Origin of the sequence: Fluviispira vulneris (genome assembly GCF_014281055.1) — a bacterium.
Classification (GTDB): Bacteria; Bdellovibrionota_B; Oligoflexia; order Silvanigrellales; family Silvanigrellaceae; genus Silvanigrella; species Silvanigrella vulneris.
Map to the genome: position 1 here is coordinate 516,439 of NZ_JACRSE010000002.1, position 12,870 is coordinate 529,308.

A 12,870-nucleotide genomic window follows, 5' to 3' on the forward strand; every position below is an offset into this window, starting at 1 on the left:
CAATTATTTGCTTTATTTTTTATGTTTTTCTTTTATTTAAAAAAATAATATAATTTAAAAAATAAAAATCTGTTGTTGTGTTTTTATTGTTATCAATAATAGATAAATAAAAAAATATAGGATTTCTTTTTTTATTCTTAAAATAATGAGCGTCTTTTTTATATAGTGGAAAATAATTGTTTAAGAATATTTCATTAAATGTAGATTTTTTATTCAGGATGGATTTTTGATTCATTCCTAAGATTAAATTAAAAGTTCATGTCAAAGAGTTGACATTGTGTTCTTTGAGCCCTGCAAATTTGTGCTGACAAGAATACTTTCGCATTTCTCACTGATTTCTCAATTTCTGTCGATGTTGCTTAAGAAATTTGATTTTTGCCATCTTTATGAACGAAAGGTCATTTTTGATGACTGTTGGCAAATTCGATCATCTAAAAGCAATCGTGATTGATGATCAATTAAATATGAGAAAAGCAGTGAATAGAATCCTCGAAAAAACGGGTCAATTTTCAGTTGAAGATTTTCCCAATGGTCGGGAGGCAATAGCTTATTTAAAAACCCACAGTGTTGATATTGTGATCACTGATATTTATATGCAGCAAGGGGATGGTTTCGAGGTTCTCGCTTTTATTCGCAATCGTACAATGCAAAACGACATTCCAGTTTTATTTTTCTCAGGTGAAGCTACTAAAGAAGACATTATTCGAAGTGTTGACTTAGGAGTGTCTGATTATATTTTAAAACCTTTTGAGACAAATGATATCATACAAAAAGTTATAAATTTAATCGATAAGTATAAAAATCCCCCAGAAGAAATTAAAACTTTAAGAATTGCCGAAACACTGTATTTAAATGAAAAGTATCAAGAGGCAAAAATTGAGTTTTTAAAAATTATAAGTCAAGGTAAACCAAGTGCACAGGTTATGTGTGGAATTGCTTTAGTCGAATCAAAACTCGGAAATGTGACAAAGTCACTCGATTATATAAAAGAAGCTATTAAAATAAATAGTATGTATTTTCCAGCATATTCAACAGCTGCAGATATATTGCTTTCTTTGAAAAGAAAATCCGAAGCAATTCCTTATTTAGAACAAGAATTAAAAATAAATGCAAAACAGCCGCATAGAAGAATTCTTTTGGCTGATCTCTATTTAGAACAAAAAAAAGCAGAAAGTACTGATTTAGCCTTGGCACATATGAAGTTAGCCTTGCAAGACAGTCCGAGTGATGAAGTTATTTTATTAAAGTATGCAGATATTATGAAGGTAATGGGGAATTTTGAAAAATCAGTGCATTATTGTATGAAGGCGAGAAGGCAAAATCCATCAAGTACTAAATCGATTATGCAGTTGGCAAATATGTATATCTCTGAAGGTAAAGTTTTAAAAGCTGTGGCATTATTTACAGATTTAATAAATAAGAATGCAAATCAATATGACATATATTTGTGTCGATCAAAAATATTCGAAAAAATGGATGATTTCGATAAAGCAATGTCAGATCTTAATAAAATTCCGACTACAAATCTTCATTTGCGCATTGAGGTATTAAAAGCAAAAGGACGGGTTTTTGCTAAAATGAATAAACTTCCCGATGCAATTGCAGCATGTGAAGAAGTTGCCAACATGGAGCCCACTGCGGATAATTTAGCAAGAGTTGGATTATTGTTTATTAGAATGAAGAATTATCGCAGCGCACTGGGATGGTACGAGCAATCAACCATTATGGAACCTAATCATTCAAAATACATTTATAATTTAGGTTGTTGTTATGAAGCTCTGCGCGATAAACCAAAAGCAATTCAATGTTATGAACTCTCATTAAAACTTGATCCTCAAGCTCGTGAAACTCAAGTAGCTTTAGCACGAATGAAAGGAAAAGCTCTCCCATCTAATTTGAATAAACAGAAAAATTCTAAACTTCCGCAAAAGGCAAGTTAATTTTTATTTGTTTTGCTTTCTCATTTATTTTCCCATATATTCCTTTTAGAGTGATTATTCTATGAGGTAAAAGTATGAATCATAATAAAAATTCTGAAAATGAAAAATCAGAGAAAAAGAAAAATCAAAATGATGACGAACATCAAAAGTGGTTTGCACAAGGAGATCTTCAAGACTTAGCTAAAATTGGCGGAGATATCTTGAAGAAAACAGTTGCAACTGGAATGGATGTTATTAAAGAAGTTAAAGATAACTTTCCAAAAGATGCGACCCAATTTATTGTGAAAGGCAAAGATGAAATTATAAAAGGCCTAACTCAAGAAATGGCTAAAAGTATGATCTCTTTTGGAATTGAAAAGTTTTTTTCAGTTGCGCGGCAACATAAGGTTGAATTTACCATTCGTATCCGAAGAAGTGAACACAATGAAAAGAAGGGGCACGTTATCAGAAAAAGATCCAAAATGGATATAAAAAAAGAGTGAATTACCTATAAGGTGATTCACTCTTTTTTTTGAATTCTAAGAAATCTATAAATTAGCCTTTTGCAGCTGCAGCCACTGTTGCAGCAACTTCAGCAGCAAAATCTTCTGCCTTCTTTTCAACACCTTGACCAAGTTCAAGACGAACAAAAGCGGAAACTTTAAGATCAGCAATTCCAAGTTTTTTCCCAGAGTCAGCAACATGTGCTGCCACAGACTTGCTGTCATCTTTTACAAAGAGCTGATCGACAAGGCAAATTTCTTTGAACCATGTCTTAATGCTACTTGGGACGATTTTAGCAAGAGCCGCTTCTGGTTTACCTTGTTGAAGGAATTTATTGCGGATGATTTCTTCTTCAGCCTTCACAGTTTCAACAGGAATTTCCTGTTCATTAAGGTATTGTGGTTTCATTGCAGCAGCTTGCAAAGCAACATCTTTACCAAGTTCAACGAGAGCTTGATTGTTGTAATGAGCTTCGATTCCTGTTCCAGAAAGTTCAACTAAAACACCAATTTTTCCACCGCCGTGAACATAGGAAGTGACAAAGTTTTTGCCAGAACCAACGCGCTCAAAGCGACGTACAGTGATATTTTCACCAATTTGTGCAACGAGAGCTGTTGCAGCATCTTTCACAGAACTTGTGGAGTCATATTGACTTGCAAGAAGCGCATCAAGGTTTTCTGGTTTGCTTTTGCTAATAAGTGTTTGAAGATTATTTACAAAAGCTTGGAAACCATCATTCTTTGTTACAAAGTCTGTTTCGCAGTTTACTTCGAAAACAAAACCAACATTGTTGCCTTCAACAACAGTTGTGACAACGCCTTCACTTGCAGCACGAGAAGCTTTTTTCGCTGCTGTCGCAAGACCTTTTTCACGAAGAATAACGACTGCTTTTTCCATGTCACCTTCAGCGGCATCAAGAGCTTTTTTACAGTCGCTCATTCCAGCAAGGGTCATTTCGCGTAATTCTTTAACCATTTGTGCTGTTACTACGGCCATTTTATATTCCCTATTTTTAAAGTTGAGAAGAAAGAAAGGTGCTCCATTCGGGGCACCCTTTTTATTTAGTTTGCTTCGTCTTCATCACGGGATTTAAGACGTTTCACCTTAACTTGGGAGCGTCCACCTTCAGAAGAGAAGGAGGAGTCTTCTTTAGTCAATTCAGATCTGCGGCGTTGTTTGCCTTCGAGAGCTGCATCGGAGATAAGGCTTGCATAAAGCTTAATTGCTTTAAGGCTATCGTCGTTTCCAGGGATAATATAGTCGATGCCGTGTGGATCGCTGTTTGTATCGGTAACTGCGATAACTGGAATTCCAAGGCGGTTTGCTTCTGCAATCGCTGTGAATTCTTTTTTAGCGTCGATTACAAAAATAGCAGAAGGAAGGCCTGGCATATTTTTGATTCCGCCGAGAGAGCGCTCGAGCTTAATGCGAAGGCGTTCTTTAAGAGAAACTTCACGTTTTGTAATGCTTTCGTAAGTTCCGTCATTCGCCATTTTTTCAATACGCTTAAGTTTAGTGATACTTGAACGTACAGTTTGCCAGTTAGTCATCATACCACCGAGCCAGCGGTGGTGAATGTGGAACATTCCTGCTCTTTCCGCTTCTTCAACGATAATTTCTTGAGCTTGTTTCTTAGTTGCAACAAAGAGGATGTGTCCACCGTCAGCTACAGTTTGCTCAACAAAAGAAAGTGCATCTTTAAAGAGTTTTTGTGTTTTTTGAAGGTCAATAATGTGAATGCCATTGCGCTCACCGTAGATAAACGGACGCATTTTTGGGTTCCAACGACGAATTTGGTGACCAAAGTGAACGCCAGCATCTAATAAGTCGCGCATTTGTACTTCAACAGTCATACTTAGCTCCTGCTTGGTTATAATGGTTTTAACCCCTTGTATTGCCACGGATTTGTTTAATCCACCAAGCATCTGGCAACACAGAGAATGCTCTAAAACAGGCACACATCTTAAACAATTTTTTGTCAATGAAGTCAAGATGAAAACTGCAAGTCATTGAGCTTGAGACATATATTAGAAAAACATCAATTCATAGGTATATATTTTTTTAATATTTAAAAACATGATTTACCTGCCTATAAAATTTGTATAGTCTCACGTGGTTAATTCTCGTGGCCGCATACCCACACTGTATGTGGGGAGCGATAAGTATAAGGAGTCGTTTGTGAGTTCAACTGTACAAGTTTTTTTACCTGATGGATCGTCCCGTTCCCTTCCTTCCCCTGCAACTGTTCTTGATCTTGCCGCAAGTATCGGTTCTGGTTTAGCTAAAAGTGCAATTGCTGGAAAAATAAATGGGCAAGCAGTCGACCTTGATACCCTTTTAACAAATGGGGTAAAAGTAGAAATCATCACCGATCGGTCTAAAGAAGGTGTTGAAATTATAAGACACTCCACTGCGCATATCATGGCAATGGCGATTCAAGAGCTCTTTCCTGGAACGCAGATTACGATTGGACCTGTGGTAGAAAATCAATTTTATTATGATGTTTACCCTAAAGAAGGAACTAAAATAGGCACAAACGATTTCCCGCTGATCGAGAAAAAAATGCAGGAAATAGTTGCTAAAAATATTCCTGTGAAAAGAAGAGTTGTGAGTAAAGATGAAGCAGTAGCACATTTTTCTAAACTTGGCGAAAAATTTAAAGTTGAAATAGTTGAAGCATTGCCCGCAGAGGGTGAAATAAAAATTTATAATATGGGTGATTGGGATGACCTCTGTCGTGGTCCCCATGTACCAGCTACAGGCAAACTTGGGGCATTCAAACTGATGAGTGTTGCGGGTGCCTACTGGCGTGCGAATAAAGACAATGAACAACTCGTCCGTATATATGGAACTGCTTGGGCAAATAAAAAAGATCTCGATGCTTATTTAAATATGCTAGAAGAAGCAAAAAAACGTGATCATATTTTACTTGGGCGTCAACTCAATCTCTTCACATTAATGAGTGATATTGCCCCGGGTGCAGCGTTCTTTTTTCCAAATGGAGCTAAGCTTTTTACCCTTTTGCAAAATTACATTCGAGTGAAATGGGCGAAATTTGGTTTTCAAGAAATCCAAAGTCCACAAGTTATGAATGTTAACTTATGGAAGGTCAGTGGACATTACGAAAATTATCGTGAAGATATGTACGTTTTTAAAGATGATCATGATGATGAATTTGGAATTAAACCCATGAGTTGTCCTGGCCACGTGCGCATGTTTATGGTGGGACAAAAATCCTATCGCGATTTACCGTTACGTTATGGTGAGTTTGGCATTGTGCACCGCAACGAATTGAGCGGAACATTGCATGGGTTGACTCGTGTGCGTCGTATCACACAAGATGATGGTCATATTTTTTGTATGCTTGGACAAGTTCAAACTGAAATTGTTTCAGCGCTACAATTTGTCAAAGAAGCTTATTCAGAACTTGGCTTTAATGAAGTGACTTATATGCTTTCTACACGCCCAGACAACCGTATGGGTGCTGAGGAAGTATGGGATATAGCAGAAAAGGCTTTGGAAGATTCTTTAAAAGAAGCACAAGTTCAATACAGCATTAACCCTGGTGATGGTGCTTTTTATGGTCCTAAAATTGACTTTAAAGTGAAAGATGCGATTGGACGAATGCATCAGTGTGCAACCATCCAGCTTGACTTTATGATGCCTATGCGTTTTGGAGCGACTTACCAAGCAGCTAATAACACGCAAGAAACTCCTGTAATGATCCACCGTGCCGTTTTAGGTTCACTCGAGCGATTCATGGGCGTGTTTATCGAACACTGCGCAGGTCATTTCCCACTCGGGTTTGCCCCCATTCAGTGTCGTGTCGTAACAGTTACGGAAGCACAAGAAGATTATGCGCGTAAAGTTTCTCAGTATTTGAAAGAAAATGGCGTGCGCGTAGAAACAGATTTCAGCAACGATAAACTGGGTGCTAAAATCCGTGATGCGCAATTGCTGAAAATTCCTTATATGCTTGTTATTGGCGATAAAGAAGCGCAGACAAACACATTGACTGCACGGTATCGGGATGGAAAAAATCTAGCTCCCATGTCACCGGAAGATTTTTTAACCCATGTTAAAACGGAGTGCGGTTCCTTTTGGGGAATTGATACAAATCAAAAATAAAAATTTGTTTTCCATACTGAAATTGATTATGTCAATTGAGCAGTTTTTCAGCTCCATGCAGGAGCTCACATGTTATTCAAAATAAAATCTGTGGAATAGTAATTATCCACAGATTTTTACTCCCTATACAGCAATTAGGGTCAGGAAAGGCGTAAAATGACTTTAGTAAAAATGATCACGAATCTTGGTGAAATTACAATTGAACTTAACGATGAAAAAGCACCTATGACAGCCTCAAATTTCGTTAAATATGTTAAATCTGAGCATTTTGATGGCTCTATTTTTCACCGTGTGATTCCTGGATTTATGATTCAAGGTGGTGGATTTACTGTTGAAATGAAAGAAAAGAAAACAAATAATCCGATTGAAAACGAAGCAAAAAATGGTCTTGGCAACGAACGTGGAACAATTGCTATGGCACGCACAAACGATCCACATTCAGCAACAGCTCAGTTCTTTATTAACTTAACAAATAACGATTTTCTAAACAACCGTGGAGCTCAATGGGGTTATGCGGTCTTTGGTAAAGTGATTGAAGGAATGGATGTTGTCGACGCTATTGCAAAAGTCAAAACAGGCCGCCATGGTTTTCATGACGATGTGCCAACAACTCCTGTGATTATTGAATCAGTTAGAATTGTTGAAGCAAATTAAAATAAATGATCAACTGATTTTAAGAGCTTATTTAATAGTAAGCTCTTTTTTTGTGTAAAAATACTTACATTTAATTTTTAAAAAATAACATAAAATTTAAATAATTTAATATGCCAACCCCTTAATTTTGATTTATTCAAATATTAAAATTTATTTTTAAAGAGAATATTGTGAATTATTTTTTTACAATTTAAATTAATCTATGCTAATTAATTATTTTTTCTAGTATAATTTTCTAAGTGTTTAGTAAATAATCAGGAGAAGAAAATGTTAAAATTTAATTTTTTTATATTTGATTTTGATGGGAATATTTGTGATACAAATAAGGCTGTTCATTACTGTATAACGAAAACGCTTGATGAGTATAATATTAACTTTGATAAAAGTTATTTAGAATATTTAATATCACAGGGCTTGAGTTTAAAAGATACATTCGCAGAGCTAGCGAAAAATACTTGTGTTGAAAGTTTAATTAAACAATATAGAGTAATTTACAATTCAGGAAAAGGGATAGAAATGAGTAATTTGTATCCTAACGTACACGAAGTTTTTGATTATTTAAAATTAAATAATTCTACGATTTTTGTGCTAAGTAATAAAGGAATTATTTCGATATCAGAAGCTTTAAATTATTTTCAATTAGATAAGTATATTGATATGTGTATTGCTGATAGTCTAGAAATGAAAAAAAAGCCGGATCCTATGATATATAATGAGGTTATAAGAACTAAATACACTTATCTAAATCCCCAAGAAGTTTTAATGATTGGAGATAAGGTAGGCGATATTAATTTTGCAAAAAATTCTTTTATTTCATCTTGCTGGGCAAAGTATGGGGATGGAAATAAAGAAGAATGTATCGATTTAAATCTAACATATAAAATAGACTCATTTTCTTCATTATTAGAAATAATTTAAGCTAGATAATGGAAGTATTGTTGGGAACCATTTATTTGTACAAAGCAAAGCGCTTTAATTTTATTTATGTAGGAGCAAGAATCTATTATACTGGAAACAGTTCCGAAGCTTTATAGGAGCTTCTGACCAAAGGTCCCGCTGCAACGGCTTTAAAGCCAAGTTCTTTTGCGCGTGTTTTCCAGTAGTCAAACTCTTCAGGATGGACAAAGCGCTTTACGGTCAAGTGTTTTGTGGTTGGTTGGAGATATTGACCAATCGTTATGATTTCTGTGCCAACTTGGCGCAGATCACAAAGCGTTTCTTCAACTTCAGCGAATTCTTCGCCCAGCCCAAGCATAATAGCACTTTTTGTGTACATACCTTTTGGCCCAATTTTTAAAGCATTTTCAAGAACTTTAAGACTTTGGTCGTATTTTGCGCGTGCGTCGCGCACGCGTGGGCTTAAGCGCCGCACGGTTTCAACATTGTGGGCAAAAACATCGAGGCCCCGGCCTGCATGGACTACTTGGTCAATACTCTCAATTTGTCCTCTAAAATCTCCTGCGAGAATTTCGACTTTGGTTCGGGGATTTTCTTTATGAATCGCTATGATTGTTTCGGCAATGTGCGCTGCCCCGCCATCAGGAATATCGTCTCTATCAACCATAGTAATAACGGCATAATTGAGATTCATCATGCGAATGCTTTCAGCAACTTTGTATGGTTCCTCTTTGTCAAGCAGCCCCCCAGGGTTGCCTGTTTTAATATGGCAGAAGCGGCAGCCTCGTGTGCAGACATCGCCTAAAATCATAAAAGTAGCAGTGCCTGTATTCCAACATCCTGATATATTAGGGCATTTTGCTTCTTCGCAAACTGTGTAGAGTTTTTTCTCTCTGAGATCTTTTTTGATATTAAAAAGGACTTCACCACCGGTGAGACCAACTTTAAGCCATTGAGGTTTTAGGGGACGACCTGTTTTTGGATGAATTTCTGGTTCTATGGCAAGAGCGGCAAGCTTTGCATAAATTTCTTTGCGGCTATCTAAGTTGTCTAGCAGATTTTGAGGTTTGTTTATTTGATTTAAATTGATGTTCTCTGGCATATTTGCACTCTCCAAAAGACCTATGGCACATTCGACGTGGCACATTCAGTTTATCCGTAACAGTGTGCACAAATTAATGCAAACTACGTAAGGACAATCCTCATGTCGAGAATTTCAAGTCTTGAAATGCAGTTAGCGAATGTAAAATCATTATTAAGAACAATGTGTGATGCTGTACATGCGGGCCTGCAAACTTTAGTGCAACATTTTGAGCATCCAAACACAAATAGATTGATTAAAATAGTTGTTCTCGATTCAGAGATAGACAATCTTGAGCGTGCCATCGATGCCTCTATTTTACAAGTTTTTGCAACCCAGCAGCCCTTGGGATACGAATTACGCTTGGCCTATGCTTGTGCAAAAATTGCCCACCATGTTGAGCGGATAGGCGATGCAGTGGAAAGTTTGGCGAGACAACTTGTCAACGGTGACGTTCCAGAACAAAAAGAGATTTTTTTGGAAATGCTGTTAGATACGAAAAATTTATTTGAGCGTTCTTATACTGCCATGTTCGATGGTGACTTGTCACTGATCCAAGAAATACATATTTTAGATGATAAAGTGGATGTAAAACAAAGAGAGCTAAATCTAATTGCAAAGAACATTTTGAAAAAAGGCAATAAAAAAAGTATAGAAAAAGCGCTTAAAATTATCAGTATGAGTTCTAAATTAGAAAAAATTGCCGATTTATGTTGTAACTGGGCAGAACAAATAGATTTTGCAGAAAATGGAATGGCGCGAAGAACGCTGAGAAAAAGAAAATATCGTTTGGTATTTATAGATAATATTGGAGGAATGATAGCAAGTCTCGTTGCATCATTTCTGTATAAAAATGTGAAGGATATTGTTGAGCTTTCTGTTATTACAACTCAATCGATAAAGTCAAATAATATTCTTAACTTTACAAATTTACTTGTTGATTACGAAATCACCCCGCAAATTTTTCCTATTGCAAGAATAACGACTGTTAATTGGAATAATTGTTTGATGTTAATTAAACTGGGTAAATTTGAATTATCAGAAGAAGAATCTGACATAGTTCCTAATAAAACCGTTCAAATTCACTGGCCCGAAATTACGATTGATCCAATTGATATTGAAAATGATCCAAAAAAATTTAAAGAGTTTGCAAATGTTCTCACTCGTAGAACAAATCAACTCGCACAAATAATTGCACGAACACAAGAACAAAATTAATATAAAAAAGTATGACAGAGGAAATATTTTTCATTAAATAGGTATATTATTTGCATTAATAAACAATTTGACACGTCAAAATTTCACTTTCTGACAATTTTCAGACTGACATAATAGAACATCACTCAGGTAAACTACAAGAAATGAAATTTATTTACTTGTATTTATTTTGGAGGAAGAAGAGTTGTTCAAGAAAAAACTCTTCACATATTCATTCTTTACATTTCTTACCGCTGCAGGAGGAGTTTTTGACTCAAACTTGGCAAGTACAGAGATATTAAAAATTAGAAAAGATAAAATTTCTCCAACTTTTCTTGCAGGAGAAGATAGTTATCGCATGGTTTTTGATTTGGGAGAACCGCGGAGGTATGCAACGCGCTTTATTAAAGGAACAAGAACGTTACAAATAAGAGTTATTCCTGCAAGGATGGAAGAGTTTAATAATACATCATTTTATGACACTCGTTTTGTTAAACGTGTGTATATGCGCGAAGAAAAATCTGAAGTTACGATTCATATTCAATTAAAAAATTTACCAATCGGGTGGGTAGTCGCAACACAAAATAAACCTTGGAGAATTTTAATTGATTTTTGGCGAACTGAGCCTGAGAGTAAAAATTTGGAAGCGGACTGGAATTGGCAACCTGATTATATAGAAGGTTTGAGTAAAGAAAATATCCCTGAAATTATGCCTACTTATATTATGCAAAATGAGGTTGTGCAAGATAAAAAATACCCGCCCAAAATGAATGGGCAAAATAAAAGTGAAAGTCAAAAAGTTGTTACCTCTTCAGGTCAAGCAAATAATCAAAAAGCTTTTATTAAAGAAAATAAAAATAAATCACTTCCTTTAATGCCTGAAAAAGATCTTGAAAAAATAAAAAGAGAAAAAGAATATAATTTACCAGAGATATATGGCAGACTTGAAGTTTTAAAACAAATAAGTGAATATAGAATGACGTTGTTACAAGCGCAGATGGGCTCTGTTTTTGGAACGAAAGAAGAATTTGATGTTGGCAAAAATTTTGCTGAAGAGCTGTATAAGAGTGGTCATGAAGATCAAGCATTGAGTATTTATAGAAGACTTGTTGCACTTTCTGAAAGAAAATTTAAATCTGATCCAAAAATTTTATGGCATGCTGGTGAATCAGCTTATCTCACTAGGAATTTTGATTTAGCGAATGATTATTTTAGGTCGCTCTTGTTAAATTCTCCTGGCAGTGAATATGCAGCGTTAGCAAAACTTAGACTTTTAGATATCGATGAATTGAGTAATTCAAAGACAAAAGGAATGGGTAAAACAGGTTATCAAAATGCTCAGAAATATTCTGAAATGGCTTTGTACGACAAAAATCCTCTCATCGTAAAAGTCGCTTCTTCTCTCCGTGTTTTGAATGATGTTGTTGATGAAAATCCAAATGCGGTAAAAACGTATCAGCAAAATATAGACGCTTGCGTCACTTCTGAAAGTATCCCGTTTGACTTGCTGAAAAATTGTGCATATGATCAGATAAGATCTACGGTTGAAAAAGAAAATATCAACACTGCAGACGCTGCCGTTCAGCAATTTAAAAAGAAGGTGGCTGGTGATAAACGCACTGCTATTCTTGAAAATATTGTGAACAGCAGAGTAAAGGATCTCTTAAAGAGCACTGCACAAAATAAACAGTGGGAAGTATGGACACGTTTTGAAAAAGGTGCGCGGCAGACATTACTTGAATTTACGTATTCTGATCCAGAGTCTCTTTTTACCAGAGCAGAAGCTTTTGATGCCGTAGGTGAAAACCAAAAGGCAATTCAACTTTACAGTGCATTTTGGCAAGCTTCGACGGATCAAAAAAGAAAGAATGAAGCAGCTGCCATTACTGCGCGCTTATATTTTCGAAGCAATAAACCTACTGACGCAGAAATATTTTTGCGTCGCATCGAACAAGATGAAAAAAGAAAAGCAGATGGATTAACTGAAAAGTCTGTACAGGCTTTGAAGGAGCTTTCTGTTGCTCCTTACCGTAACAAAATAGCGTTACGTTTACTTTTAGATGAGATGAAACTTGGACGTTATGTTGAACGCGATTTGCCAACTCTGGGTGAATGGGCTCGGGCTTTGCGTGGTACCCCTGATGTCGAACCTCTTTATGAGAAAATTCTGGCATTTCCTGCAAAGTCACTGGATGAAATTCAAACAGTTGAAGCGTCAATCATGCAATATGCAGAAGATTTACGGGATTCGGGCAGATTTGCGAAGTCGGGAGATATGTTTCTTGCAATGGCAAATTTAGCCCAGGGAACACATCGAGCCGAAGCCGCATATAAAGCAGGAGTTGTATATGCGAGAGCAGGCCTTTTCGATAAAGCGAAAACAGCATGGCTCTTAGCAGCAAACGACACTAACGACAAGCGATACTCTTCACTGGCGAGCGAAAGGCTCGACAGACTCAATAAGTAAACAGGTGATTCAGAAATTAAGGG

The 12,870-nt window shown here is 36.1% G+C and carries 10 protein-coding genes; 7 read left to right on the forward strand and 3 right to left on the reverse strand.

What is annotated here, in order from left to right:
• Positions 1–407: 407 nt before the first annotated feature.
• Both H7355_RS06075 and H7355_RS06080 read left to right on the forward strand, forming a co-directional pair.
• On the forward strand, positions 408–1,940 hold the full coding sequence (locus H7355_RS06075) for a tetratricopeptide repeat protein (RefSeq protein WP_186645831.1): 1,533 nt from the start codon (positions 408–410) through the stop codon (positions 1,938–1,940).
• 74 nt (positions 1,941–2,014) lie between these two features.
• Positions 2,015–2,422, forward strand: coding sequence for a hypothetical protein (locus H7355_RS06080; protein ID WP_186645832.1), 408 nt, complete (start codon positions 2,015–2,017; stop codon positions 2,420–2,422).
• 52 nt (positions 2,423–2,474) lie between these two features.
• Here H7355_RS06080 and tsf read toward each other — a convergent pair whose 3' ends face one another.
• Both tsf and rpsB read right to left on the reverse strand, forming a co-directional pair.
• Complete coding sequence (gene tsf, locus H7355_RS06085; protein WP_186645833.1) at positions 2,475–3,419, reverse strand: translation elongation factor Ts; 945 nt, start codon at positions 3,417–3,419, stop codon at positions 2,475–2,477.
• A 65-nt stretch (positions 3,420–3,484) separates the two neighbouring features.
• Positions 3,485–4,276: a 30S ribosomal protein S2 gene (gene rpsB, locus H7355_RS06090; RefSeq protein ID WP_130606949.1), complete on the reverse strand. Its 792-nt coding sequence runs from the start codon at positions 4,274–4,276 to the stop codon at positions 3,485–3,487.
• 325 nt (positions 4,277–4,601) lie between these two features.
• Between rpsB and thrS the strand changes: the two genes are divergently transcribed.
• The 3 genes from thrS to H7355_RS06105 all read left to right on the forward strand — a co-directional run bounded on the left by thrS (position 4,602) and on the right by H7355_RS06105 (position 8,123).
• Positions 4,602–6,551, forward strand: a complete 1,950-nt coding sequence (gene thrS / locus H7355_RS06095) for a threonine--tRNA ligase (RefSeq protein WP_186645834.1) — start codon at positions 4,602–4,604, stop codon at positions 6,549–6,551.
• 156 nt (positions 6,552–6,707) lie between these two features.
• On the forward strand, positions 6,708–7,205 hold the full coding sequence (locus H7355_RS06100) for a peptidylprolyl isomerase (protein ID WP_186645835.1): 498 nt from the start codon (positions 6,708–6,710) through the stop codon (positions 7,203–7,205).
• A gap of 267 nt (positions 7,206–7,472) precedes the next feature.
• Complete coding sequence (locus H7355_RS06105; protein WP_186645836.1) at positions 7,473–8,123, forward strand: HAD family hydrolase; 651 nt, start codon at positions 7,473–7,475, stop codon at positions 8,121–8,123.
• 85 nt (positions 8,124–8,208) lie between these two features.
• Here the strand turns inward: H7355_RS06105 and lipA are convergent, their stop codons facing one another.
• Positions 8,209–9,204 carry a lipoyl synthase gene (gene lipA / locus H7355_RS06110; RefSeq protein ID WP_222435669.1) on the reverse strand — a complete coding sequence of 332 codons (996 nt, stop codon included), beginning with the start codon at positions 9,202–9,204 and terminating at the stop codon, positions 8,209–8,211.
• A gap of 102 nt (positions 9,205–9,306) precedes the next feature.
• Here lipA and H7355_RS06115 point away from each other — a divergent pair, with 102 nt between their 5' ends.
• Both H7355_RS06115 and H7355_RS06120 read left to right on the forward strand, forming a co-directional pair.
• Complete coding sequence (locus tag H7355_RS06115; RefSeq protein WP_186645837.1) at positions 9,307–10,401, forward strand: phosphate signaling complex PhoU family protein; 1,095 nt, start codon at positions 9,307–9,309, stop codon at positions 10,399–10,401.
• Positions 10,402–10,585: 184 nt separating this feature from the next.
• The gene (locus tag H7355_RS06120; RefSeq protein ID WP_186645838.1) at positions 10,586–12,847 is read left to right on the forward strand and encodes a tetratricopeptide repeat protein; all 2,262 of its coding nucleotides are present in this window, start codon (positions 10,586–10,588) and stop codon (positions 12,845–12,847) included.
• Positions 12,848–12,870 lie beyond the last annotated feature (23 nt).